This window comes from Streptomyces sp. NRRL S-337 (assembly GCF_000720175.1).
GTDB lineage: Bacteria > Actinomycetota > Actinomycetes > Streptomycetales > Streptomycetaceae > Streptomyces > Streptomyces siderophoricus.
The window spans coordinates 1-24965 of record NZ_JOIX01000079.1; the positions used below are offsets into that span (position 1 = coordinate 1).

A 24965-nucleotide genomic window follows, 5' to 3' on the forward strand; every position below is an offset into this window, starting at 1 on the left:
GGAGGGGAGGGGGAAGAGGGGCAGCGCCTGGGCGTGGCGGTTCGTTGGTGTTGCGCCTGGGCGCGGCGGTGCGCCAATTGCGGGTTTGCGGGCGGCATGGCGTGGCCTGGCGGTCGTGGCGTGGCGTTGCCTGGGCGCGGCGACGCGTCGTCGTCCGGGCTCGGGGAGGGGTGCGCCATTGCCAGCGCCTCGGGCGCCTGGCCGTTGCCGGGTGCGGCTGAGACTTACGGGACAGGGGCGATGCGTCGTTGCCCGGGGCGCGGCGGTTGGCCGTTGGTGGGGCGGGGTGGGGACCGTTGGCCGGGGCGGGGTTGTTATGTGTCGTTGCCGGGGTGGGTGAGGGTGCCGTGGAGGAGGACGGCGATGAGTTCCTCGCTGGTGAGGGGGGTGTCGGCCTCTGAGACGGGGGTGGGGAGGCGGGTGAAGAGGAGGCCCAGGAAGGCACCGGCGACCTTCTCGGGGGCCAGTCGGAAGGCGTCCCGGTCCGGTTCGATCAGCTCGGTGACGGCTTGGCGTAGCGCGGCGGCGGACCGGGCCCGTGGGTCCTCCGGCGGTCCGTCCGGCTTGGTCCCGGCCTCCGGGGCGACGGTTCCGGGCTCGCGGCCGCGGCCGCGGAGGTGACCGGAGGCGTGCAGGGCGCCGACGACCGTACCGATCCGCTCCATATGGGCGCGCAGCGCCTCGGCCGCTTCCGTCAGCCGGGCGGCGAGCGGCTCGTCCAGGGAGACCGAGGCCAGTTCGCGCAGGACGTGGTCCGTGCTGACCGCCTCGCGGACGCAGGCGTCCAGCACCTCGTCCTTGTCCTTGAAGGCCCGGAAGATCGTGGCCTCGCCGATGCCCGCCGCGCGGGCGATCTGGCTGGTGGTGACGGCCGCGCCGTACTCCGCCACCAGCGGCAGCGCGGCGGCCACGATCATGGCCCGGCGCTGTTCCACACTCATGCCGGGTGCGCGCCGGCGTGCAGGTTGTGGGGTCATGCCTCCAGAGTACGGAGTGAGTGCTCACTCCGTCAATCATCTGCCGCCCACGGCGGGTTCGCGCGCTGCGCATGGTCGCCGTTCGCTCCTTAGACTTCTTGCAGCGGATTTCTTGCAGCAGGTCTCGCCGATTGCGGAGTGGGGTGCCGCCGGTGCCGAGTGCCGGGGTGTCCCGGGTGTCCCGGGGTGGGTGCTCTGGCGCGGGTGCTTCGGCGCTGGTGCTCTTGCCGTCGTCGTGTGGAAGGCGGCGTCTCATGGACTGGAAGCTCGAACTGGTGCCGGTTCCGGTGGCCGATGTGGAGCGGGCCAAGCGCTTCTACAGCGAGCAGCTGGGCTTCGCCGTCGACCATGACGTCTCGGTCGGTGACCAGGCGCGCATCGTGCAGCTAACGCCGCCTGGGTCCGAGTGCTCGATCGTCATCGGTGCGGGTACGGGGGTTACCGACGCGCAGCCCGGTTCCGTGCAGGGCCTCCAGCTGGTGGTGTCCGATGTTGCCGCGGCCCGGGCGCAGTTGGTCGAGCGGGGCGTGACCGTGAGCCCTGTGCAGCACGTCGAGGACGGCGGGCTGGCCGATGGGCCCGGTGGGACGTGGAACTCGTTCGTCTACTTCGTCGACCCCGACGGCAACGGCTGGTCGTTGCAGGAGGGGCCCACCGGCGACGGGTAAGGGCTCATCGGCGGAAGGGCGGGGCTCACCGGCGTCCGGGAGGGGGTCGGTGGTGGTGGGGCGGGCTCACCGGCGACTGGGAGGGTCCGTCGGGGTGGGGAGGGCTCGCCGGCGACCGGGAGGGGCCCGTCGGGCCGGGACGGGCTCACCGGCGTCCGGGAGGCTCAGCGGCGTGCGGGAGGGCCCAGGCGACGGGTAGGGCGACCTGGCAGGCGGCAGGCGGCAGGCGGCTGGCAGATGACGGCTGGGCGGGTTCGGCCCCTCCCAACTCCGCGGCGGCGCCCGGGTTTCGCACCGCCCTTCGCCCGCCCTTCGCGTCGCCCTCCCTTCGTACCGCCCTCCCTTCGCGCCGCCCTTCGGCCCGCCTCCCCCAGCCGAAGTCGTATCTACGATCGGGGGATGGCGACGGTTCGGGAGCAGGAAGCGTTTTTGCGGGCGTTTCACGCAGCGCACCCCGCGGTGACTGTGCGGACGATGGCGCATGGACGGGCCGAGGACGGGCGGTCGAGTTACGAGATCCTCCGTGATCGGGTGGCGGCCTGCGACAGGGTGCTGGATCTCGGGTGTGGTGACGGTCTCTTGCTCGAACTCCTCGCCGAGCGGGGACGGCGGGCCGACCGGTCGCTGGCCGACCGGGAGCCGGCCGATCGGGAGCTTGCCGGACTCGACCTTTCTGCCGAGGAGTTGGCGCTGGCCCGTCGCCGCCCCGGCGTCGCCCGCGCCGACCTGAGGGCCGGGCGGGCGCAGCAACTCCCCTTCGAGGACGGCCGGTTCGACGGCTGTGTGTCCCATATGGCGCTGATGCTGATGGGTGACGCCGAACAGGTCGCGGCCGAGGTGGCACGGGTGCTCGCGCCCGGTGGCACGCTGGCGGTCGCCCTGGGGGGTGGTGCGGCCGGGGACGAGGCGTATGCGGCGTTCCTGCGCGTGGCCGAGCCGCTGTTCGCGGCCGCACCCGCCGACCAGCGGATTCCCTCGCTCGGCGACCGGCGGCTGCGGAGTCGTGAGGGGTTCGACGCGGTGTTCGGGCCGGCCGGATTCGGGTCCGGGTGCTGGGAGACCGTACGGATCGACCTCACCGGACCGCCGGAGCGTGTCTGGGCGACCATGAGCGGCTTCTACGATCTGGGGCCGCTCGCCCCCGCCGCCACCGCGGAACTACGGGCCCGCTTCGAGAGGGAGGCGGCGATCCTGGCACTGTCGGACGGCCGGATCCCGTGCGCGATGCGGGTGCATATCGTCACGGCGGTGCGGGGTGCGTAGTGACGTGGCAGTGACTGGTGGCGTGGCAGTCCGTAGTGACGTGGCGGTGCGTAGCGGCGTGGGGGTGCCCCAAGGCCCCAACCGCCGCTACCTCGCTACTCCGGATGCCGTTGACCGTAAGTGGCCTCCAAGTGGGGCATGTGGGCGGTGCCCCAGGCGCCGAGTGGGGCGAGAGCCTCGTTGAGGGAGTGGCCGGCCTCGGTGAGGGAGTATTCGACCCTCGGTGGCACCTCGGGGAAGGTCTCGCGGTGCACGATGCCGTCGGCCTCCAGCTCGCGCAGTTGCTGGGTCAGGACCTTCTCGGTGATCTTCGGCAGGCCGCGGCGCAGTTCGCCGAACCGATGGGGGCGCTCGGCCAGCGCCCACAACAGCAACACCTTCCATTTGCCGCCGATGACGTCCACCGCGGCGTCCAGCCCGCATTCGTACGGCTTGTTGCGTGCGCTCATGACAGGCCCAGCTCCCCCTGATGGCGTTCTGACGAGTTCCGGCGAGTTCTGTCGCGTCCAGACAGGGTCACACGGACCGCGTCCCGACGGGGCCCGACGGGCCGCGTTCCGACAGGGCCCGACGGGTTCCGACGGCTCCTGATGTGTTCTGACGCGTTCCTCTCGCCGGAGCAAGTATCCAGGGCCGGGGGGGCGGTTGGTGGGCGACGGTCGGTGCGCGCTCACAGGCCCTGGGCGGCCATCCACTCCGGGTCCGGGGCGATCGTCTGGAGGACCTCGATCAGGGTGCCCTCGGGTGCCCAGACGTTGAAGCGGCGCTGCCCCCAGGGCTCGTCGCGCAGCGGTACGGCGATCGGCACCCCCTTGTCGCGCAGGGCGGCCTCCTCGGCCGCGGCGTCCTCCACCAGGAAGCCGAGGAGGGCGCCGGCGGTCTTCTGGTGGCGGAAGTCCGGCGGCATGGCCTCGTGCCCGCGCAGGGTGAAGTCCAGTGCGCAGTCGGGGTGTTGGGGGTGCTGGAGGCTGGCGTACCAGTCGAGTTCGACGAGGGGCTGGAAGCCGAAGTGGTCGACGTAGAAGCGGGTGCTGGCCGCGACGTCGTCGGTGAGCAGGGCGGTGCCGAACTTGGCGAAGCGCATAAGGATCCTCTCCGGGCGCGGCCGGGCGGTCCGGCGGCGCGGTGGTGTGCCACCGGATCGGGGCGGTCACCGCTACCACCGGTGCAACAACTGCAGTTGTAGTACTCTGGGCGTAGTGGTTGCAAGGGGTTTTGGAAAATTCGGTCGGCACGGTGCGAGGTGGGCGAGATGGTGCGTAATCCGGAGCGGCGGGCGGCGTTGGTGGATGCCGCGATCGAGGTGCTGGCGAGGGACGGTGCGCGCGGGCTCACCTTCCGGGCCGTCGACGCGGCCGCGGGGGTGCCCGGCGGCACCGCGTCCAACTACTTCACCAGCCGGGACGATCTGCTGGCCCAGGTCACCGGCCAGATCCACCAGCGGATCGCGCCCGACCCGGACGAGGTCGCCGAGGTGATGGCGGCGCCGCGCAGCCGGGCGCTGGTGGTCGACCTGATGCGGTGGATCAACCGCCGGGTGACCGAGAACCGCACCGGCTATCTGGCGATGCTGGAGCTGCGACTGGAGGCCACCCGCCGCCCCGAGCTGCAGGCCGAGCTGACCCGGGTCATGCGGGCGACGCTCGACGACGACATCGGCTTCCACCTGGAGAGCGGGCTGCCGGGCGACCGGACCGCCGTGCTGCTGACGTATCTCGCCATGACCGGGCTGATGCTGGAGCAGCTCACCCTGCCCGGCGTGGTGCCCACCGAGGAGACCGACGGGCTGATCGAGGCACTCGTCGACCGCACCATCGGGCCGGAGGGGACGTCCGAATAGCCCCGGGTGACGGAGTCCTCCGAGCCCGAATGTGGGGGTCCCAGGCGGAGGCCCTCAGCCTGCGGACCTCAGCCAGACCTCGGCCCCGTAAGGGTGCGCCCTACCCCCGTAAGGGCGCGCCCTGACTCCCGTAAGGGTGCGCCCCGCACCGTGACGGTGCGCGCCAACTCCCGTACGGGTGCGGCCTAGCCGCCGTAAGGGCGCGCCGTGCGGGCCTCGCGGAGGGCCAGGGCCCACCACTCCAGCTGGCGGAGCAGGGCGCCGGCGGCCTTTTCGGCGGGGGCCGGGTCGTGCAGCCGGCCCTCGTCGTCGAAGAGGTTGCCGGCCAGCGCGAAGCTCACCGTTTCGCGCACCGTCGTCGCGTGCAACTCGGCGAAGACCAGCCGCAGTTGCTCGACGGCACGGAGGCCGCCGGAGATCCCGCCGTACGAGACGAAGCCCACCGGCTTGGCCTGCCACTGCATGAACAGCAGGTCGATGGCGTGCTTGAGCGGGGCCGGGAAGGAGTGGTTGTACTCCGGGGTGATCACCACGAACGCGTCCGCCTCCTCCACGCGCTTGGCGAAGGACTCGTACTCCTCGCTGCCGTGCCGCAGCTCGTACGGGCGGACCTCGGCCAGATCGATCACGTCGAGCTCGACATGGGCGCGGGTCTCCGCCTGCCGGGTGAACCAGTTCGCGATGACGGGCGCGAACCGGCCCTCCCGTGTGCTGGCGACGATGACTGCGAGGCGGTACGTGTGCTCGGACATGCGGGTCCTCCGTGGCGGGGTGGCCGGGTGGCCGGGGTGGTGGACGGCGGGCTCGCCGTCGGGACCCGACGCTAAGACCTCAAGCAAAGTTGAGGTCAAGCGCGCCCAGGACCGCCGCCACGGAGGCCGGAGCGATGGAGGTTGGAGCGATGGAGGCCGCCGTCACGGAGAGCCGCCCGACGGGTCACTCCATGCCGGTCACCCCACGCCGGTCACTCCACGCCGAACAGCTTCAGCAGCTCCGTCTTCTGGAACATCTGCGCCGTCTCGATCGCCGACGGCGCGCCCGCCGACGGGTCGGCCCCGTGCGCCATCAGCACCTTGACGACCTCGTCGTCGCCCTTGAACACCGCACCGGCCAGCGGCGTCTGGCCGCGGTCGTTGGGGCGGTTGGGGTCGGCGTCGCGCTGCAGCAGCGCCTCCACCGTCGCCGGGTGGCCGTGGTACGCCGCCAGCATCACGAGCGAGTCGCCCTTGTCGTTCGTCAGGTTGGCGGGCACGCCGGCGTCCACGTACGCGGCGACGGTGTCGGTGTCTCCGTGCCGCGCCAGGTCGAACACCTTGGACGCGAGCTGCAGTACCTCGGGGTCATGCGCATGCTCGATCGACTCGGGCCCCTGCGGCTGGGGATTCGCGTCGCTCATGGTCGCCGGCCTCCTGCTGTCGTGGGTGGTACGTGCATGATCAGTGCGGGACGAGTGAGCGGTACCTGCATGGCACCTGCGGAGTACCTGCGCGGTACGTCCTTGATACCTGTGCGGTACCTGCGTGCACTTGTTCCTGCACTGTCCTCGCCACTTTATGCAGGCCACCGCCCTTCCGGCAGCGCCAGCGCACCCGGCGCCGGCGCCAACCCCAAGAGGAGTCGGCACCAGCCCGTTGCGTGAGAACGCCCCGCGTCAGCCCGTTACGTGAGAACGCCGCGTCAGCCCGTTGCGTGAGAACAGCCGCGTCAGAACGCCGCGCGGATCTCGCCCACCCGGACCCCGCCGCCCAGCAGCGGGACCTCCGCCAGACGGGACAGCACCGGCGCGTCGACGCCCATCAGGCGGAGGGTGCGGGCGAGGACCGGGCCGAGGGCGCGACCGGCACCGTCGTCGATCTTGAATGCCAGTGCCCGGCCGTCCGGCAGGGCCAGCGCCTGGACCGCCTCGGCGCCCATCTTCGACAGCGTGCCGGGCAGCTCCTGCATCAGCCAGGTGTCGGGGCGGCGGGTGCCGGCGACGTACTCCGGGTGGGCGCGCATCGCGTCCGCCACCTGCCGCTCCGGAGTGCCCGGGTCCGCCATGACGAAATGCCGGAAGGAGCGGGCCAGGCCCGTCAGGGAGAGCGAGAGCAGCGGGGCGCCGCAGCCGTCCGTACCGACGTGCGCGACGTCCTCGCCGCTCGCGCCGCGCACGGCCTCGGCCACCAGCTGCTGCAGCGGATGCGCCGGATCCAGGTACGAGGCCAGCGGCCAGCCGTTGCGCGCCGAGGCGGCGAGCATCGCGGTGTGCTTGCCCGAGCAGTTCATGGCCAGCCGGTCGCGGACCTGGCCCGCGGCGAGGTACGACTCCGCCTCCTCCGGGTCCAGCGGCAGGTCGGGCGGCGTCTGGAGCTGGTCGGCGGTCAGCCCGTGCTCGGCCAGCATGGTCCGGACGAGATCGAGGTGGAAGGACTCGCCGGAGTGGCTCGCGGCGGCCAGCGCCAGCCGCTCGCCGGACAGCTCAAGGCCCGCCCGCAGTACGGCCGCGGCCTGCATCGGCTTGTTCGTGGAACGCGGGAAGACCGGCGCCGTCACATCGCCCAGCGCCGTCTCGACGCTGCCGTCCGCCGCCAGCACCACCAGCGAGCCGCGGTGCCGGCCCTCGACGAAACCGGAGCGCACGACCTCGGCGAGGACGGGGGAGGCCGCCTCCGGGGAACGCGGGGTCGGTACGGATATCGGGGTGGGCGAGGACGAGGTCATCGGCGGCCTTCCGGACAGGGAACGGGGGCCGACCCGCGTCCGGAAGGTTTGTGGCCCGTCAGGACAGCAGGTCGTCGACTTGTGCTTCGCCTTCACGGTACCTGCGGGCGATTTCCGCACTGCACTCGTCGGTGGTGCGCTGCAGCGCACCACGGCGCTGCGACACCTGGCGTTCGTAGCGGATCAGCCGGCCCATCGCCTCGTGCAGCTCCTGGTCGGTCCGCGCGGTCAGGTCGGACAGCTCGACCTCACCGAGCATCTCGTCCGCCATCCTTCGGTACTCCTCGCTGTGCGGTGTGCCGAGCGTCACATGCCGGGCCGACGAGCGGTGCCGCGACGGCAGGTCCGTCAGGATCTCCGGCAGCCGGTCCAGCAGCGGCGAGTGCTGGGCGGTACGGCGGGCGATCTCGGCCCGCAGGATGTCGATCCGGCCCTGCAGCAACCGCCGCAGATAGCTCAGATCGGCCTCCTCCTGCTGCGAGTCCCGGCGTACGACCCGCAGCTCGGGCAGCCCCAGCCCGGAGAGATCGGGTGTGGTGGCCGGGCGGCAGCGGTCGCGCTGCTGCGGGGGGCGGGGGTGCTGCGCCTGGCCTGCCTGGAGCATGGGGCCGTCCTTGGTGCCGGCCGGCTCACCAGGAGCCGCTGCCGTGGTCGTCGTGGTCGTCGGGGTGGATGGGGTGGATGTGGTGGTGGGGGATGCGGTGGTGGTAGTTGACGCGGTGGGTGCCGCCGGAGCGGCGGGTGCTGTCCGTCCGGTGCCGGACGCGGTGCTGGCGGCTGGCGCCGGTGGTTCGGTCGGTTTCGTACGGGCGCCCGGTGTCGTACGGGCGCTCGGTACGGGACCGGGTGTCTGTCCGGCGCCGGCAGTGCTCATGAATGATTCCGTCCCCTCATCCGGGCCGCGTCCAGGGCATGTTGTCCATGAAACGCACCACGTGCACGCATCGTGCCACTCTGTGCGGTCCTTCTGCAGGGCCATGGCACCCGAACGGCCCCCGTGGGGGCACGGCTGTCCGAAGCCGTACCGCCGACCGGCATGATGGCGGGTATGCGAGCCGTGGTGCAGAGAGTTGACGGCGCCCGCGTCGAGGTGGCGGGCGAGACGGTCGGGGAGATCGTCGGGGAGGGGCTGTGCGTGCTGGTGGGCGTCACTCACGACGACACCTCGGAGAAGGCGGCACAACTCGCCCGCAAGCTGTGGTCGGTGCGGATGCTGCAGGGCGAGAAGTCCTGCTCGGACACCGGGGCGCCGCTGCTGGTGATCAGCCAGTTCACTCTCTACGGTGACGCGCGCAAGGGCCGCCGTCCCACCTGGAACGCCGCAGCCCCCGGCCCGGTCGCCGAACCACTGGTCGACGAGGTCGTCGCCCAGCTGCGAGCGCTGGGCGCCCATGTGGAGACCGGCCGCTTCGGCGCACAGATGAAGGTCTCACTGACCAACGACGGGCCGTTCACGGTCCTGGTCGAGGTGTGAGGGTGGGGGCGTGAGGGGGCGGGCGAGGCCCGATCGCACCCCGCGGAGGGGCGCTCTCAGCGGACGCCCTTAGGGGCTTCCCTTAGGGGGCGTCCTCGGGGGCGTCTAGCGGGGGACTGGTGCCCGTAAGGGGGAGTCGAACGGATTCCCTAGGGGACGCGAGCACCCCCTGCGGGCCCACAACGTGGCGGCACAGGCGGGTATTCCCGGGCGGTAGGCGGCGAACGTGACGGGGCAGGCGGGGCGTTCCCGGGTCGTACGCAGCGAACGTGGCGGGGCAGGGGGTCTTCCCGGGTGCCTGGCCGACTCCCCCTCCGGCAGCACGCGCAACCCCCGCCGGTCCTACGTGGGGCCGGGTGGGGCCGGGTGAGGCGTTCCATGGCACCCGACAGCCCCCCAGAAGCCCCCGCAGCCTCGCGGCCCCCCGCTGGGCCTACGGCTCCACCACGACCTCCTGGGCCGCCGCTGTGCCGCCCGCGGTCAGTTGGGCGTCCACGGGGACGTTTCGCTTGACCAGGGCCAGGGCGATGGGGCCGAGTTCGTGGTGGCGGGCCGAGGTGGTGACGAAGCCGAGTTGGCGGCCCTCCTCGCCGTCGGCGGCGAGCCGGACCGGGGCGCCGTGCGGGGGCAGGTGCACCTCGCTGCCGTCCAGGTGCAGGAAGACCAGCCGGCGCGGCGGCTTCCCCAGGTTGTGGACCCGGGCGACGGTCTCCTGGCCGCGGTAGCAGCCCTTCTGGAGGTGGACGGCGGTGCCGAGCCAGCCGAGCTCGTGCGGGATGGTGCGGTGGTCGGTCTCCAGGCCGAGCCGCGGGCGGTGCGCCTCGACACGCAGCGCCTCCAGGGCCAGCACGCCGATCGCCGGGCCGTGGGTGTCCGCGAACGCCGACAGCTCCGCGCGCGGCAGGAACAGATCACGGCCGTGCGCGGTCTCCCGGACGACGGTGCCCTCGGGGACCTCGGCGATGGACCCGGCCGGGAGGTGGACCACCGCGATCTCGTCCGTCCGGTCGGCGATCTCGACCCGGTAGAAGAACTTCATGCTTTCCAGGTAGGCGATCAGCGCCTCCTGGCCACCCGGCTCGGTGTGCATCCACGTCGTTTCCCCGTCGTCGACGAGGTACAGCGCATGCTCGATGTGGCCGTGCGCGGAGAGGATCAGCGCCTCCGTGGCGTGGCCGGGCGGGAGTTCGCTGACGTGCTGGGTGAGCAGCAGATGCAGCCAGCTCAGCCGCTCGGGGCCGCTGACGGTGACCACACCGCGGTGCGAGAGGTCCACGAAGCCGGTGCCGTCGGCGAGCGCGCGCTGCTCCCGGAACAGGTCGCCGTAGTGCGCGGCGACGCCTTCGTCGGGGGCCTCGGCAGGGACAGCGCCGGGCAGCGACAGCAGCGGGCTGACGGGTGATTGTCGCAGCATGGGCCCAGCCTACGACGCGGTCGCGGCTTTCGGCCGGGGGCGGCCTCAGCCCTCGTCGCCGGCGGCCTTGGCGCGGCAGTCCGCGCACCGGCCGAAGATCGCGAAGTGCTTCATATCGGTCTCGAAGCCGAACTGTTCGCGCAGCGTCGCGGTGAACGGCTCGGCCACCGACAGGTCCGCCTCGATGACCTCGGTGCAGTCCCGGCACACCAGGTGGATGTGGTGGTGGCGGTCGGCGAGGTGGTACGTCGGAGCGCCGTGGCCGAGGTGGGCGTGGCTGACCAGGCCCAGCTCCTCCAGGAGCTCCAGGGTCCGGTAGACCGTGGAGATGTTCACGCCGCCGGCCGTCTTGCGCACCTCGGTGAGGATGTCGTCCGGGGTGGCGTGCTCCAGCCTGTCCACGGCCTCCAGGACGAGCTGCCGCTGCGGGGTCAGGCGGTATCCGCGCCTGCGGAGGTCGCTCTGCCAGTCGGTGGTCACCACACCGCCAGTGTAGGAGGGTGGACGGCGACGGGGTACGCACCGCCGTCAGCCACCGCCCACCCGCACTGCCCGGCGGCCAGCCGCCCGCCGGTAAGCCCCTCAGCCGCCCGCCCGTACGCCGCGCAGGTAGCGCGACAGAGCGCCGATCGCGGCCGGGTTGCGGGGGCTCTCGACGAGTTCGGGCGGGGCGGGCCAAGGGGCGGACCCCTCACGGCTCGGGCCGCGTCCTACGGAAGGAAGTTCTACGGAAGGAGCGGCGGCGCGGCGCGCTGGTGCCCGGCGGCGTCCCCTCGCAGTCCACGGCGAGTTGTCGGGAACGTGCGCCGCCGCGGGCGATCGGACTTGCGGAAGGGGGCTTCCGCTTACCGTTGCGGGTCAGTGCCGGACTCTCACCGGACTTCCCCCGCGGGGGCGCGTCACGCCTTTCGTGCGGGCCGGTCAGCCCTGGTACGGAGTGCCGTCGGGGTTGAAGAAGGAGACCCCGTCCGGCATGTCGTCGGGCAGGCTCTCGGCCCACTCCTTCAGGTCGGCGACCTTCTTCAGGTGCGCGGACATGTACGGCCGCAGCGGCACGTCCGGGGTCGACTTCTCGCCGACCCACATCAGGTCGCTGTTGACGTAGCCGTAGAGCCGCTTGCCGCCGCTGTACGGGCCGGCCGAGGCGGTCCGCGCGATGGCGTCGGTGGCCAGGTCGATCTGCGGCTTCTGGTGGGCCAGCTCGCCGTACCAGACCTCGACGACGCCCTGGTCCCGGATCATCACGACCTCGACCTTGCGGTCCGCGTCGACGCGCCAGTAGCCGCTCTCGCTCTCCAGCGGGCGGACCTTCTTGCCCTGGGAGTCGAGCACCCAGCTGTGCGAGTGGTACTCCAGGAAGTCACGGCCGTCGTGGGAGAAGGTGACCTCCTGCCCGAAGTTGCACTTCTCGGCACCGGGGAAGTCGGCGACGCCGGCGCCCTCCCAGTGGCCGAGGAGGAAGGCGAGCGGCACCAGGGCCGGGTTCAGGTCGGAGGGGATCTCGATCATGAGAGCTCAGGCGATCTGTAGAGAGGGGAAAGGGGTGTCCGCGTGCGTCAGCGCTGGCCCTGGTACAGCTTCGCCCAGGTCAGACCGGCGAACGCGATGACGCCGACGGCGACCAGAACCAGCAGGGTGGTGAAGAATGCCTCAAGCACGGGCGCGCTCCTTGGACGGAGTGAGGATGTAACGGACCGCTTGCGAGTCTAGTCGGCGGCATCGGCCACGGCGCTGTGAGGTCTGCCGCCCGCCCGCGCCTACTCTTGGCCCTATGGCGAAGAAGCTCGTGATCAAGGTGACGGCGGGGGCGGATGCACCCGAGCGGTGCTCGCAGGCGTTCACGGTGGCGGCGGTGGCGGCGGCCAGCGGCGTCGAGGTGTCGCTGTGGCTGACCGGGGAGTCGGTGTGGTTCGCACTGCCCGGGCGGGCGGCGGAGTTCGAGCTGCCGCACGCGGCTCCGCTGCCGGAGCTGATCGACGGCATCCGGGCGGGCGGTGGCGCGATCACGGTCTGCACGCAGTGCGCGGCCCGTCGCAACATCGAGCAGAAGGACCTGATCGAGGGCGCGGGCATCGCCGGGGCCCAGGTGTTCGTCAGCGAGATCATGCCGGACGACGTCCAGGCGCTGGTCTACTGAGCACGGTTCTACTGAGCACGGTCTCCTGACCGCGGGTGTCGCGGTGTCCTGCCCGCGCGGGAGCGGACGGGGACACCGCGGGTGTCCGTCTACCGCGGGTGCTTGTCGTCGCCGCGGTCGTCGAGTTCGCGCCACCAGCGGTCCGATTCCGGGTCGCCGGACTCGTCCCACCAGCGTTCGCCGGGCTCGCGGCGGTTGCCGATGATCGCCGCGACCGGCGGGATGACCATGGCGACGACGCACATGCCGACCGCGACCGGCACCGACCACAGCCGGACCACGCCCCAGGCCAGCACGAACAGCACGAGGCACACGCCCATCAGCACGAAGTACCGGCGATGACGACGCTCTGCGGGCGACCGTTGGTGCGCGTACACAACTCCACGGTAAATCCGCGGGGGACCGGAAAGAAGCCGGGGAGCGGCCCGGTTCCGGGCCGGAGCAGCGCGAAGGGCCGCACCCCCGCCAAGGCGTCCAAGCCTCGGGGGTGCGGCCCTCACGGCCGTACGGAAGGTACGGACAAGGGTCGCCGTCAGACGGCGATGGCGACCTCCGCCAGCCCGCCCTTCTGGGCGACGACGGTACGGTCCGCGGTGGCGCCGGGGACGAGCGCGCGCAGCGTCCAGGTGCCCTCGGCCGCGTAGAAGCGGAACTGTCCGGTCGCGGAGGTGGGAACCTCGGCGGTGAACTCGCCGGTGCTGTCCAGGAGTCGGACGTAACCGGTGACGGGCTGGCCGTCGCGGGTCACGCTGCCCTGGATCGTGGTCTCACCGGGCTTGATGGTCGAGGCGTCCGGGCCGCCGGCCTGTGCTCCACACATAGGGGTACTTCCTTGAGGGGTTCGGGGGAGAAGCCTTGTTTACTTGTTGGCGCCGAGCTCGATCGGGACGCCGACCAGCGAGCCGTACTCGGTCCAGGAGCCGTCGTAGTTCTTGACGTTGGTCTGGCCGAGCAGCTCGTGCAGCACGAACCAGGTCAGCGCGGAGCGCTCACCGATCCGGCAGTAGGCGATGGTGTCCTTCGCCAGGTCGACGGACTCCTGCTCGTAGAGGGCCTTGAGCTCGTCGTCCGACTTGAAGGTGCCGTCGTCGTTGGCGTTCTTCGACCACGGGATGTTGCGGGCGCTGGGCACGTGGCCGGGGCGCTGCGACTGCTCCTGCGGCAGGTGCGCGGGAGCGAGCAGCTTGCCGCTGAACTCGTCGGGGGAGCGCACGTCGACCAGGTTCAGGTTGCCGATCGCGGCGACGACGTCGTCACGGAAGGCACGGATGGAGGTGTCCTGGGCCTTGGCCTTGTAGTCGGTGGCCGGGCGCTGGGGGACCTCGGAGCCGTCGACCAGGTCGCGGGAGTCCAGCTCCCACTTCTTGCGGCCGCCGTCGAGCAGCTTGACGCTGTCGTGGCCGTAGAGCTTGAAGTACCAGTAGGCGTAGGAGGCGAACCAGTTGTTGTTGCCGCCGTAGAGGACGACGGTGTCGTCGTTGGCGATGCCCTTGGCGGAGAGCAGCTGCTCGAAGCCCGCCTGGTCGACGAAGTCGCGGCGGACCGGGTCCTGGAGGTCCTTCTTCCAGTCGATCCGGACCGCGTTCTTGATGTGGTTCTTGTCGTAGGCCGAGGTGTCCTCGTCGACCTCGACGATCACGACCTTCGGGTCGTCGAGGTGGGCCTCGACCCAGTCGGCGTCTACGAGGACGTCGCTACGGCTCATGTTCTTCTCCTCCGGGGCAGTTACGGGGGCGGTTGGGGAAGTGGCACGCGGGTACGCCGGGCGCGCGCCGGAGGCTTCCGGACGGCCCATGACGATCGTCGGGGCGCCGGAGCGGCGCGGTGCGGGGGACACGCGGGGGATTCGGCCGGAGCGGCCGGCCGGCCGGGCGAGGGGAACACCCCGTGCTCTGACGAGCTTGGGGGAGGGGCGCACCCCGTCAGACAGGGCGACAGAGCATGGCGGCGACGCGGCACAGGTCCACTGCCCGCCGCTTCGTGAGGACCGCCAGTCCCCGCGGACGGGAACGGCTCAATGCGCTCTGCATGGCACCGATCGTAGGGACGCGGAGCCGGGCATGTCACCGGCGTGTCGAATGGCGAGACGCGTCTGTCCGTGATGTGGGACGCAGAGCGGGAACGGGCGGCCTCCGGCCGGGCGCCGGAGGCCGTTCGGTGGTGGGGGGTCTGGGGTGCGGACCCGGCTGTCTCAGGAAATGGACGGCCGGGTGGTCGGGCCGGGGATCGGGCCGTACGGCGGGCCGGTGGGGCGGCCCGCGGCGGGCGCCGGCGGGGTCAGCCGGGAAGCTTGACGTCCGTGCCGGAGGCGGAGATCGACAGCCCGTCGGCCAGCGTCGCCACCTTGTCCAGCTTCAGGTTGCCCGGCAGCTGGTCCAGCTTCCAGTCGTGGTCGGTCTGCGCCCGCACCTTCGACTCACAGCCCGGCAGCACCCGGCACATCCCGGGCAGCCCGTCGGCCCGCAGCCGCACGGTGTTGCCGTGGACGATGCTGATCGAGCCGGTCACGTCCAGCGAGCTGAGGAGCGGCAGGTTCGGCGAGATCTTGACCTGGCTGCGGCCGTTCTTCTCCCCGGCGTAGGTGATCTTGACGCCGCCGCCCGCGGCCCTGGTGAGGTCCGCGTAGCTGATCCGGGCGTTGCCGGTGGCCGTGGCCGCGCTCTCGATGGACATGTAGTCGCTGGTCAGCGCCACGTCGTGGAACTGCGCCGACAGCTTGTCGATGCGCAGCGCGTGGCCGTCCGCCCGGGCCTCGATCCCGCCGAGCTCGGCGTCCACCTCCTGCAGGTCACGCCCGAGGACCTGGGTCAGGAACGGGAAGCCCTTGATGGTGACGTCAGGGGTCTTGTCGAGTCCCTGGCTGCTGCGGATCTTCTCCGCGGCCTTGTCCTCGACGAGATTCACCGCCACCCGGTCGGCGGCCACGAAGAGCCCGCCGAATATGACGACGAGGACCAACAGCACCCGTAGTGCACGCATCGAACCACTACCCCCACACTGGGCCGGCACTGCCCGGCCGGCCCGTCGCTTGGCGTGCAGGCCCCCTGCCCGCGCCGGACGCCTACCCAGGGCCTGTCCGGTGGATCAGACCCTAAACGACGCCCTCCGCAAAGGGGAGCGGCGGCCGCCGGCGGGCGCGAGAAGCGCTCACCGGCGGCCGCCGCCGGGTGTCGGTGCGGGCCCGTCGGGCTAGCCCAGGGCCCGCCCCAGGACGTAGACCGCGGGGGCGGCGAGGGCCAGGGGGAGGGCCACGCCGGCCGTCATGTGGACGAAGCGCGACGGGTAGTCGTAGCTGGCCACCCGCAGGCCGATCAGGGCGCAGCCGCCGGCGGCCAGGCCCAGCACGGCGCCGGACGTGCCCAGGCCGGTCAGCTGGCCGGCCGCGATGCCGGCACCGGCCGCCGCCACCAGGGAGATCCCGACCGAGACGAACGAGGGCAGCGGCAGCGCCCGGGCGAGCGTGGCCACCCCGACCGCGGCGGCGCCGACGACCACGGCGTGCGGGTTGCCGGCCAGGTGGCCGGCCGCGAGCACCGCCAGCGCGGTCGAGGTCAGGCCCGCGGTCAGCGCGTACATCCGCTCGTCCGCGCTGCTGCGGTTGCGCAGCTGGAGGATCAGGAGCAGCAGGCACCACACACCGAGCGTGCCGATGCAGACCAGGGGCGCGCTCGCGCGGTCCGTGGCCAGCAGCGCGGCGTCGGTGGCCAGCCCGGCCAGGAACGCCAGCGCGATGCCCTGGCGGGCCGGCCACATGCCGTTCAGCCGGAACCAGCCGGCGGCGGTGACCGCCTGGAGGAGCGCCACCGGCACCGCGAGCACCGGCCGGGCCAGCGGCGCGGTCAGGGCCAGCAGCAGCGCGAGGACGGCGGTCAGTGCGGCCGGCTGGATGCCCGGCGGGATGATCGGCGAGCGGCCCTCCAGGCGGGCGCGCTGGTTGGGCGCCAGCGGCGCGGCGGGCAGCGAGGGCGGGGCGGTCGCCAGGGTGGCGGTCGCGGCCGGCTGCCGGTCGGGCAGCGGCGCGGCGGGCCCGGGCTGCTCCGGTCCGGACCGGTCGTGGCCGTGTCCGTACCCGGGCTGCCCGTACGGGTCGCCGTAGGCGGCCTGGGGGTCGTGCGGCGCGGTGGCCGGCTGGTGCGCCGGCTGCCCGTAGGGGTCGGGGACGCCGTACTGCTGCTCCTGGTAGGGCGCGGGCTGCCCGTACTCGGGCTGTCGGTACTCGGGCTGTCCGTACGGGGCCGGCCGGCCGTAGGCGTCATGCGGGGCGTAGGGCCCGGACTGTCCGGACTGCCCGTACGGGTCCTGCGGGGCGTAGGGGTCGTGCGGCTGGTACGGGTGGTGGCCCTGCGGCTGGTGGTCGCTCATGATCGGCTGCTCACCCTCCCGCGAACGGCGGCAGGACCTCGACGGTGCCGCCCTCGGCCAGCGGCACCCGGGCGTGGTCGCGGGTGCCCACCGGATCGCCGTCCACCAGGAACGAGCAGCGCATCAGCACGCGCGCGAACTCGGGGTTCGCGGCGTGCGCGGCGCGCGCCGCGTCGAGCGCCTCGGCGAGCGTCGCCGCCGAATAGGGCTCCTCTGCCGTGCCCGCGGCGGCCTTGGCCGCGGCCCAGTAGCGCACGGTGCCAGTTGTTGTCACGGCGGCCTCTTCGTCGTGTCGGTCGGGGGACCGCCCTCGATGGCGGCGGCCCCGTCGTTGCCGCCTCCATGATGGCGTACGCGGCGGCCGGGGCCGCCCGGGACAAGTTCCGGTAACGGCTTCGGTCCCGTTCCTGGCGGCCTTTCGGAAATTCGATTGCCGAAGGCAAGTGTTCACTTAGGCTCATTGTGTGTTGGTACGACTCGCGCGGGCGCATTTGCGGCCCCACAGGCGCTCGATGACCCTGATCGTGCTGCTCCAGCTGATCCAGACCCTGGCCACCCTCTACCTCCCCACCCTCAACGCCGACATCATTGACAACGGTGTCGTGCCGGGCGACACGGGCTACATCCTCCGCACCGGCGGATTCATGATCGCCGTCACCCTGCTGCAGATCGTCTGTGCGATCGGTGCCGTCTACTTCGGCGCCCGCACGGCCATGGCCCTCGGCCGGGACGTCCGCGCCGCGGTCTTCGACCGGATCCAGTCCTTCTCCGCCCGCGAGGTCGGCACCTTCGGCGCCCCGTCGCTGATCACCCGTACCACCAATGACGTCCAGCAGGTCCAGATGCTGGTGCTGATGACGTTCACGATGATGGTCTCCGCGCCGATCATGTGCGTCGGCGGCGTCGTCATGGCGCTCAACCAGGACGTGCCGCTGTCCGGCCTCCTGCTGGTCATCGTCCCGGTCCTCGGGATCCTCGTCTCACTGATCGTGCGCCGGATGCGGCCGCTCTTCCGCGGCGTGCAGGAGCGCATCGACACCGTCAACCGCGTGCTGCGCGAGCAGATCACCGGCATCCGCGTGATCCGCGCCTTCGTCCGCGACAGCTACGAGCGCGAGCGGTTCGCCGGGTCCAACACCGGCCTCTACGACGTCTCGCTCCGCGCCGGCCGGCTGATGTCGATGATGTTCCCGCTGGTCATGCTGATCGTGAACCTCTCCAGCGTGGCCGTCGTCTGGTTCGGCGGGCTGCGCATCGACAGCGGCGGGATGCAGATCGGCGCGCTGACGGCCTTCCTCAGCTATCTGATGTACATCCTCATGTCGATCATGATGGCGACGTTCATGGTCATGATGCTGCCGCGCGCCGAGGTCTGCGCCGAGCGCATCCAGGAGGTGCTGGCCACGGACTCCAGCGTCGTCCCGCCGCAGAACCCGGTCACCGCACTGCGCCGGCGCGGCGAACTGGAGCTCCGCAACGTCGAGTTCCGCTTCCCCGGCGCCGAGCAGCCGGTCCTCAAGGACGTCTCGCTGACCGCCCGCCCCGGTGAGACCACCGCCGTCATCGGCTCCACCGGAAGCGGCAAGTCCACCCTCCTCGGGCTCGTGCCCCGGCTCTTCGACGCCACCGGCGGCACGGTCCTCGTCGACGGCGAGGACGTCCGCGGCCTCGACCCCGAGACGCTGGCCGGCGCCATCGGCCTGGTCCCGCAGAAGCCGTACCTCTTCTCCGGGACGGTGGCGAGCAACCTCCGCTACGGCAATCCGGACGCCACCGACGACGAGCTGTGGCACGCCCTGGAGATCGCCCAGGCCCGCGACTTCGTCGAGCGGATGGAAGGCGGGCTGGACGCGCCCGTCGCGCAGGGCGGCTCCAACGTCTCCGGCGGCCAGCGGCAGCGGCTGGCGATCGCCCGCGCGCTGGTCCGCCGGCCCGAGATCTACCTCTTCGACGACTCGTTCTCCGCGCTGGACTACGCCACGGACGCCGCACTGCGCGCCGCGCTCTCCCGCGAGACGGACCGGGCGACGGTGGTGATCGTGGCCCAGCGGGTCGCCACGATCCGCGGCGCCGACCGGATCGTCGTGCTGGACGAGGGCCGCATCGTGGGCACCGGCACCCATACCGAGCTGATGGCCGACAACGAGACCTACCGGGAGATCGTGCTCTCCCAGCTCACCGAGCAGGAGGCGGCGTGACCACCGCGGACAAGGGGACGGCCACCCGCGCCGACGCCCCGGCGGCCACCGAGGGGACCCCCACGGCGGCCCCGAGACGAGGGCCGGCCCCGGCGGCCGGCCCGGCCCGCTTCATGGGCGGGCAACCCACCGAGAAATCCATGGACTTCAAGGGCTCCGGCACACGCCTGCTGGCCCAGATGCGGCCCGAGCGCGGCATCATGTCCGTGGCCCTGCTGCTGGGCGTGGCGAGCGTGGCGCTGACCGTCGTCGGCCCCAAGGTCCTCGGCCACGCCACCGACCTGATCATGTCCGGCATCGTGGGCCGCCGGCTGCCCGGGGGCATCACCAAGGCCCAGGCGGTGGCCCAGCTGCGGGCGCACGGCCAGGACGGGCTGGCCGACATGCTGGGCGCCATGCCGTTCGTGCCCGGTCACGGCATCGACTTCGGCGCGGTCGGCGTGGTCCTGCTGTGGGCCGCTCTGATCTACGCCGGGGCCTCGCTCTTCGGGTTCGTCCAGGCCCGGATCGCCACCAAGGTCGTCCAGCGGACCGTCTTCCGGCTGCGCGAGCAGGTCGAGGAGAAGCTCGGCCGGCTGCCGCTGAGCTACTTCGACAAGCAGCAGCGCGGTGAGGTCCTCTCCCGGGCCACCAACGACATCGACAACGTCCAGCAGACGCTCCAGCAGACCCTCAGCCAGATCGTGAACTCGCTGCTGACCATCGTCGGCGTGCTCGCCATGATGTTCTGGATCTCCTGGCTGCTGGCCCTGGTCGCGCTGGTCACGGTCCCGGTCTCGGTGATCGTCGCCACCAAGATCGGCAAGCGGGCCCAGCCGCAGTTCGTCCAGCAGTGGAAGACCACCGGCAAGCTCAACGCCCACATCGAGGAGATGTACACCGGCCACAGCCTGGTGAAGGTCTTCGGCCGGCAGAAGGAGTCCGCCGAGCTCTTCCGCGAGCAGAACGAGGCGCTCTACGAGGCCGGCTTCCGGGCCCAGTTCATCTCCGGCATCATCCAGCCCGCGATGATGTTCATCGGCAACCTGAACTACGTGCTGGTCGCGGTGGTCGGCGGGCTGCGCGTCGCCTCCGGGGCGCTGTCCATCGGTGACGTCCAGGCGTTCATCCAGTACTCCCGCCAGTTCAGCCAGCCGCTGACCCAGGTCGCCTCGATGGCCAACCTCGTCCAGTCCGGCGTCGCCTCCGCCGAGCGGGTCTTCGAACTCCTCGACGCCCGGGAACAGGACCCCGACCCCGAGCGGCCGGCCCGCCCCGCACACGTCCGCGGCCATGTCGGGTTCGAGTCCGTCTCGTTCTCCTACGCCGAGGACAAGCCGCTGATCGAGGACCTGTCGCTGGCCGTCCACCCCGGCCAGACGGTCGCCATCGTCGGCCCGACCGGCGCCGGCAAGACCACCCTGGTCAACCTCCTGATGCGGTTCTACGAGGTGCGCGGCGGCCGGATCACCCTGGACGGCGTGGACATCGCCGCGATGTCCCGCGAGGAGCTGCGCGCCAACATCGGCATGGTCCTCCAGGACACCTGGCTCTTCGGCGGCACGATCGCGGAGAACATCGCCTACGGGGCGCCGGCCGGCACCTCGATGGACAAGATCGTGGCGGCCGCGAAGGCCACCCACGTCGACCGCTTCGTGCGCACCCTCCCCGACGGGTACGACACCGTCCTCGACGACGAGGGCAACAACGTCTCGGTCGGCGAGAAGCAGCTGATCACCATCGCCCGGGCTTTCCTCGCCGAGCCCGCCATCCTCGTCCTCGACGAGGCCACCAGCTCGGTCGACACCCGCACCGAGGTCCTCATCCAGCACGCGATGGCCCAACTGCGGTCCGGACGCACCAGTTTCGTGATCGCGCACCGCCTCTCCACGATCCGGGACGCCGACACCATCCTCGTCATGGAGAACGGCGCCATCGTCGAACAGGGCAGCCATGACGCCCTGTTGGCGGCCGACGGGGCCTATGCCCGGCTGTACGCGGCCCAGTTCGCCGAGGCGGTGGTGGAGGCCGACTGACCCGGACGCGCGCCGACCGCGCCCTTTACCGCACCCGCGCCCGTATGACCTGCGAGTAAACCCAACTCCCCCTGGGGATTGCGGATTTATGTGTAGGTCGTACGGGCGCGCCGCTATGGTGTGGTCAACACGTCACGCACGGCGACGATGTGTGCACGGGGTCCGGGAATGATCCTGGACGCCTTCGCCCGCAAGGGAGTTCCCGTAGGGGATCCGGCGGGCGACGGCTGCTGCTTGGGGTGAGTGGTGCCTCCCATGAGGCCTGATCCGCCGCAGAGCGCGTACCCGGCCGCCGCCGCCGCGCTGCGCGTGCGCGTGGTGAGAGGGAACGCTCCACGCCAAGAGGGTGCGGACGATGGCGTGCGCACGACGCCTCAATGCGGCCCGGTACGGGAGACGGCTGTTCATGGCCACCAAGGAGTCCGCCGCGCCCTTGCGGATCATCTACGGCGACGACGCCGGCGACGCCCGCACGATCACGGCGTTCGCCTCGTTGTCCGTCCATCTGGACGACCTCGCGGCCGCCAAACAGGAGCTGCTGCGTTTCCGCGCCTCCCTGGAGGAGGACCCCGCCCTGCGCCTGCCGATCCACGCCTCGCTGCACGCCCAGGACCTCGCCGCGGGCCGCGGCCGCCACCTCTACCGCCCCGGACTGACCGGCGCCGGCCGCGAGGCCCACCTGGCCGCCTGCCGCGGGGTGATCCGCCGCGGCCTGGAAACCCTCGCCGCTGTTCCGCGGGCGCGGGTGACCGCCGTGTACCGCGAGACGGACGACTACGGACGCGACCGCCCGGCCCTCCAGCGCGCCTGGCTGGCCCGGATCAACGCCGAACTCGCCGCCGCGGACGAGTACGGCGTGGTGATCGTCGACGGCGACGGGACCGACACCTGCCTGGTCGACGCCTACCACGCGCTGCCCGGGCGCGACCGCCGGATCGTGGGTGTCCCGCTCTTCGAGTCGGCCCGGATCAACTACTTCCTGCAGGCCGCCGACCTGCTCGCGTACGCCGCCTACCAGAGCGTCGCCAAGCGCCCGGAGCGGGAGTTCATGTGGGACTGGTTCGGCGCCGCCCTGCCGTGGGCCGACGGCCCCACCGCGCGGTGACCCGTGCCGACCGGTCCGCAACCAGCGAAGAACGACGGAGGGTTCATGTCGAAGTCCGAGGCGCAGACGCCGATCACGGTGGAGTGGGGCAAGGAACAGGTCGTGGTGTCCGACGTCGCGCGGGAGCTGCCGAGCGCCTCGCACGTCGACGACCGGATGAAGCTGGTGAAGGCCGGACAGGACAGCGCGCTGGCCTCGCTCCCCGAGGACGCCTGGCACGCGCTCGCGCGGGCGTCGGTCGCCCCGGGACTCGTCGCCGTGCAATTGCGGCAGCCGGGCGGCTCGGACGGCAGCCTGCTCCTGGAGGAGCACGTCGACGGTGCCACCCTCCGCTCGGTGCACACGAGGGTGTGGCTGACCGAGCTGTTCCCGGGCATCCAGCCGCGTACCGGCCAGGAGGTGCTCGACGTCGATGATCCCCAGGTCACCGGCATGGACGCGGACGGGCGGCCGCAGGCGATCCTGCGCTACGAGTACCGGGACCTCGCCCATCTCCGGCAGCACATCTGGCAGACCATCCACGCCACGCTGCACATCAACTCCTACGAGGAGTCGATCCTGGCCCGCCGGGTGACCCGGGCGCTGATCGTGCACCCGGTCGTCATCGCATTCAGCGACGGCACCGAGCCGGTGCACGCGCTGGTGGCCAGGGACGGCATCACCCGGCTGGCCAGCGCCTGGAAGGTGATGGCCGGCTCGGGAGCCACGAAGGAAGCAGCGGCCGACGCGGCGACCGAGGCGCTGCTCGCTGAGCGCAAGCAGCCGGCCAACGAACCGCTGAAGTCGCGGACCCAGCGGTGGGCGCTGGGCCGGGAACTGCGGCGTGAGCTGCTGCGGGAGGAATTCGGCAAGGAGTCGGCCGGTGAGGTGCCCTCGCTGCGGGCCATCCAGATCGCCCAGACGTATGTGGTGCCGGCCCACATCGTCGTGGGAACCCAGGCGCACGAGGGCGGCATGCTCCCGGCCGCCGATGTCTTCGACGACGCCCTGCGCTCGATCCTCGCGTCGGTGCATGTGGAGTTCAAACCGTGGGACGCGGCGGCCCAGAACCTGGAGGTCGCCACCCGCGCGCTCAAGCTCGTCGTCCAGACCCGGGCGCGCGAGTGGGGCAACGAGGAGCAGCTGGGCGAGGTGTACGCGCTCGCGGTGGGCCGCCGCCCGGCCGCCGACACCCCGGCCATCTTCCGCGACCCGGGCATCCCCGGTACGCCGCTTTGGCGCGCCGTCTACCTCCTCCACGTGCTGACCCGGGCGGAGCTCTACGCCGAGCTGCGCGGGCGGGCCAAGGAGATCAAGAACGAGCGGCGGATGACCGCCAAGGGCTATGCGGGGCTCCTGGGCCCGGTGGTGGACGAGCCGTGGCGCGCGGAGAAGAAGGCGGCCGTCAAGCAGGCCCGGAAGGCCTGGAGCAACGGCGGTGTGCTGTGCAAGGCCGTGCTGTCCGGCGGCTGGATCCCGGTGCCGACGGACGACTTCACCAGCCTGGTGGCGCCCGCCTTGAAGGGCGACGTCAACGCCCGCTGCACCCTCGCCCTGGCCGGCGGTACCGCCCTGATCGCGGACAAGCTGATCACCAGCAACGTCGGGTCGGCCCTGGGCACCCGCCGGGAGCCGGGGAAGGTGCCCTTCCGCGCCGACGCCCATCTCGTCGTCGGTGGGCTGGCCGCCGAGGGCAATGAACTCGGCCTGTGGACCCTGGCGCTGGCGGCGCAGCGGTTCGAAGCGGGCCGGCTGCCGCGCAATGCCGGTTCCCGGCAGGAGTTCGGGCTGCCCGAGGAGGCGGGGGACGGGGGCTACCAGCACGTCGCGGTGGACCTGGCGGCGCCGGACCGGATCCGCCGGCAGGACGGGGACGAGGTGCCGCTGCTGCCGTGGGACGTCGTCTACGCGTCGGACGAGGCCAGGGCGCGCAAGACGATCGCGGACTCGATGCCGTCCGCGCCCTGGCCGGCCGGTCCCGCCGGAGCGCGGTCCGGGGCGCGGGCGGACGAGGGGGAGCCGGCGGCCGAGCTCGCGGCCGCGCCCGCGGCGGGGCAGGATGCCGAGGCCTCGGAGGACCGTCCCGTCGGGGCGCGGATCGCCGATCAGCGCAGGGCGCTGGGACTCGCGCTGAGCGGCGCGGAGCACGCGCTCGCCAAGCTGCGTGAGCTGGGCCAGGGCCGGACCTATCCGCCGCTGTTCACCGACGCCGACGAATGGAACGAGCTGCGCGAGGCCGCGATCCGGGTCCACCACCAGATCGACGACCACCGGCCGCCCTCGGAAGAGTCGGAAGAGGAGGAGCCGGTCGACGACGGCAGCGGGACCGACGACTGAGGCGCGGGAGATGTGCCGGTGCGCGCACCCGTGCGCTCCCCGTGCGCTCCCCGCCCCGGGAACGGCCGCCCGGCACCGCCCGCCCGCCGGCCGTCGGGCACGCCGCGTCCCGCTGCGCGGACAGATCACGTCCGTATGCCGGGACGCCGCCGCGGTCGGTCCGAGGCGGTGCGGGGCCCGGCCAAGCGCTGGTCGAAGGCCGTGGGCGGGGTGGCGGCGGGGGCCTTCGGAGGTTGCCAACTCGCCCTCGCGTGGGGCCGTTCAGGGGATTCGGGAGACCGTGGTCCGAGCCCCGGAGGCCGTCAACGGGGACACGCGATGACCACTCGAAGTGATCGACGGAACACAAGAACGTGCAAAATCGGCCTCGGGTCCGGTACCCATCTGAGCTATTCTGCTGGGCAAGAAGGATCCGGGCAGCGTTGCCCCCGGGTCCTTTTGTGCTTTCAGCCACGTTCCGCGCGGCTGCGAGGACCGTACGAAGCAGAGCCGCAGA

26 protein-coding genes and 1 riboswitch are annotated in these 24965 nt (G+C 72.0%); of the genes, 9 read left to right on the forward strand and 17 right to left on the reverse strand.

From position 1 onward, the window contains the following. Positions 1-314: 314 nt before the first annotated feature. Positions 315-917 carry a TetR/AcrR family transcriptional regulator gene (locus IG62_RS0134200; protein WP_030812643.1) on the reverse strand — a complete coding sequence of 201 codons (603 nt, stop codon included), beginning with the start codon at positions 915-917 and terminating at the stop codon, positions 315-317. Positions 918-1231: 314 nt separating this feature from the next. Between IG62_RS0134200 and IG62_RS0134205 the strand changes: the two genes are divergently transcribed. Continuing rightward, on the forward strand, positions 1232-1645 hold the full coding sequence (locus IG62_RS0134205) for a VOC family protein (RefSeq protein ID WP_030812646.1): 414 nt from the start codon (positions 1232-1234) through the stop codon (positions 1643-1645). A gap of 474 nt (positions 1646-2119) precedes the next feature. Then, positions 2120-2908: a class I SAM-dependent methyltransferase gene (locus tag IG62_RS0134210; RefSeq protein ID WP_107053093.1), complete on the forward strand. Its 789-nt coding sequence runs from the start codon at positions 2120-2122 to the stop codon at positions 2906-2908. A gap of 95 nt (positions 2909-3003) precedes the next feature. Here IG62_RS0134210 and IG62_RS0134215 read toward each other — a convergent pair whose 3' ends face one another. Next, positions 3004-3357, reverse strand: a complete 354-nt coding sequence (locus IG62_RS0134215; RefSeq protein ID WP_030812650.1) for a winged helix-turn-helix transcriptional regulator — start codon at positions 3355-3357, stop codon at positions 3004-3006. Positions 3358-3578: 221 nt separating this feature from the next. Then, a complete protein-coding gene (locus IG62_RS0134220; protein ID WP_030812652.1) occupies positions 3579-3992 on the reverse strand; it encodes a VOC family protein in 414 nt (137 codons plus the stop codon). Between the two features lie 168 nt (positions 3993-4160). On the opposite strand from IG62_RS0134220, the gene IG62_RS0134225 reads away from it, so the two are divergent. Beyond that, on the forward strand, positions 4161-4748 hold the full coding sequence (locus IG62_RS0134225; protein ID WP_030812654.1) for a TetR/AcrR family transcriptional regulator: 588 nt from the start codon (positions 4161-4163) through the stop codon (positions 4746-4748). A 185-nt stretch (positions 4749-4933) separates the two neighbouring features. On the opposite strand, the gene IG62_RS0134230 is transcribed toward IG62_RS0134225, so the two are convergent. The 4 genes from IG62_RS0134230 to IG62_RS0134245 all read right to left on the reverse strand — a co-directional run bounded on the left by IG62_RS0134230 (position 4934) and on the right by IG62_RS0134245 (position 8052). Beyond that, the gene (locus IG62_RS0134230) at positions 4934-5500 is read right to left on the reverse strand and encodes an NADPH-dependent FMN reductase (protein ID WP_030812656.1); all 567 of its coding nucleotides are present in this window, start codon (positions 5498-5500) and stop codon (positions 4934-4936) included. 212 nt (positions 5501-5712) lie between these two features. Further along, positions 5713-6144 carry an ankyrin repeat domain-containing protein gene (locus IG62_RS0134235; RefSeq protein WP_030812657.1) on the reverse strand — a complete coding sequence of 144 codons (432 nt, stop codon included), beginning with the start codon at positions 6142-6144 and terminating at the stop codon, positions 5713-5715. A gap of 308 nt (positions 6145-6452) precedes the next feature. Next, positions 6453-7448, reverse strand: coding sequence for an asparaginase (locus IG62_RS0134240; RefSeq protein WP_030812659.1), 996 nt, complete (start codon positions 7446-7448; stop codon positions 6453-6455). A 58-nt stretch (positions 7449-7506) separates the two neighbouring features. Then, positions 7507-8052 carry a hypothetical protein gene (locus IG62_RS0134245; protein ID WP_030812662.1) on the reverse strand — a complete coding sequence of 182 codons (546 nt, stop codon included), beginning with the start codon at positions 8050-8052 and terminating at the stop codon, positions 7507-7509. A 444-nt stretch (positions 8053-8496) separates the two neighbouring features. On the opposite strand from IG62_RS0134245, the gene dtd reads away from it, so the two are divergent. After that, a complete protein-coding gene (gene dtd, locus IG62_RS0134250) occupies positions 8497-8922 on the forward strand; it encodes a D-aminoacyl-tRNA deacylase (protein ID WP_030812665.1) in 426 nt (141 codons plus the stop codon). Positions 8923-9355: 433 nt separating this feature from the next. On the opposite strand, the gene IG62_RS0134255 is transcribed toward dtd, so the two are convergent. From IG62_RS0134255 to IG62_RS0134265, 3 genes are all read right to left on the reverse strand, one after another. Further along, positions 9356-10336, reverse strand: a complete 981-nt coding sequence (locus IG62_RS0134255; protein WP_030812668.1) for a YgfZ/GcvT domain-containing protein — start codon at positions 10334-10336, stop codon at positions 9356-9358. Between the two features lie 45 nt (positions 10337-10381). Beyond that, on the reverse strand, positions 10382-10819 hold the full coding sequence (locus tag IG62_RS0134260) for a Fur family transcriptional regulator (RefSeq protein ID WP_030812671.1): 438 nt from the start codon (positions 10817-10819) through the stop codon (positions 10382-10384). Positions 10820-11149: 330 nt separating this feature from the next. Beyond that, positions 11150-11223, reverse strand: a riboswitch (cobalamin riboswitch). A 34-nt stretch (positions 11224-11257) separates the two neighbouring features. Beyond that, a complete protein-coding gene (locus tag IG62_RS0134265) occupies positions 11258-11845 on the reverse strand; it encodes an FABP family protein (protein ID WP_030812674.1) in 588 nt (195 codons plus the stop codon). A 262-nt stretch (positions 11846-12107) separates the two neighbouring features. Here IG62_RS0134265 and IG62_RS0134275 point away from each other — a divergent pair, with 262 nt between their 5' ends. Further along, positions 12108-12473: a DsrE family protein gene (locus IG62_RS0134275; protein WP_030414758.1), complete on the forward strand. Its 366-nt coding sequence runs from the start codon at positions 12108-12110 to the stop codon at positions 12471-12473. Positions 12474-12562: 89 nt separating this feature from the next. On the opposite strand, the gene IG62_RS42620 is transcribed toward IG62_RS0134275, so the two are convergent. The 7 genes from IG62_RS42620 to IG62_RS0134305 form a co-directional block, all read right to left on the reverse strand. Next, positions 12563-12850, reverse strand: coding sequence for a DUF3099 domain-containing protein (locus tag IG62_RS42620; protein WP_030414757.1), 288 nt, complete (start codon positions 12848-12850; stop codon positions 12563-12565). Between the two features lie 155 nt (positions 12851-13005). Then, on the reverse strand, positions 13006-13293 hold the full coding sequence (locus tag IG62_RS0134285) for a DUF1416 domain-containing protein (RefSeq protein WP_030812677.1): 288 nt from the start codon (positions 13291-13293) through the stop codon (positions 13006-13008). Positions 13294-13332: 39 nt separating this feature from the next. Then, complete coding sequence (locus IG62_RS0134290; protein ID WP_030812680.1) at positions 13333-14178, reverse strand: sulfurtransferase; 846 nt, start codon at positions 14176-14178, stop codon at positions 13333-13335. A gap of 217 nt (positions 14179-14395) precedes the next feature. Further along, on the reverse strand, positions 14396-14503 hold the full coding sequence (locus tag IG62_RS50330) for a putative leader peptide (protein WP_351531855.1): 108 nt from the start codon (positions 14501-14503) through the stop codon (positions 14396-14398). Positions 14504-14750: 247 nt separating this feature from the next. Beyond that, positions 14751-15452: a DUF2993 domain-containing protein gene (locus IG62_RS0134295; protein WP_030812683.1), complete on the reverse strand. Its 702-nt coding sequence runs from the start codon at positions 15450-15452 to the stop codon at positions 14751-14753. Positions 15453-15662: 210 nt separating this feature from the next. After that, a complete protein-coding gene (locus IG62_RS0134300; protein WP_030812686.1) occupies positions 15663-16835 on the reverse strand; it encodes a membrane protein in 1173 nt (390 codons plus the stop codon). A gap of 10 nt (positions 16836-16845) precedes the next feature. Then, entirely contained in the window at positions 16846-17091 is a 246-nt protein-coding gene (locus IG62_RS0134305; RefSeq protein ID WP_030812689.1) for a MoaD/ThiS family protein, read from the reverse strand. 208 nt (positions 17092-17299) lie between these two features. Between IG62_RS0134305 and IG62_RS0134310 the strand changes: the two genes are divergently transcribed. The 4 genes from IG62_RS0134310 to IG62_RS0134325 all read left to right on the forward strand — a co-directional run bounded on the left by IG62_RS0134310 (position 17300) and on the right by IG62_RS0134325 (position 24469). After that, positions 17300-19033 carry an ABC transporter ATP-binding protein gene (locus IG62_RS0134310; protein WP_030812692.1) on the forward strand — a complete coding sequence of 578 codons (1734 nt, stop codon included), beginning with the start codon at positions 17300-17302 and terminating at the stop codon, positions 19031-19033. A 113-nt stretch (positions 19034-19146) separates the two neighbouring features. Next, positions 19147-21048: an ABC transporter ATP-binding protein gene (locus IG62_RS0134315; protein WP_199812561.1), complete on the forward strand. Its 1902-nt coding sequence runs from the start codon at positions 19147-19149 to the stop codon at positions 21046-21048. Positions 21049-21454: 406 nt separating this feature from the next. Continuing rightward, a complete protein-coding gene (locus tag IG62_RS0134320) occupies positions 21455-22153 on the forward strand; it encodes a hypothetical protein (RefSeq protein WP_030812698.1) in 699 nt (232 codons plus the stop codon). A gap of 45 nt (positions 22154-22198) precedes the next feature. Continuing rightward, entirely contained in the window at positions 22199-24469 is a 2271-nt protein-coding gene (locus tag IG62_RS0134325; RefSeq protein ID WP_051799019.1) for a hypothetical protein, read from the forward strand. The last annotated feature ends 496 nt before the right edge of the window (positions 24470-24965 follow it).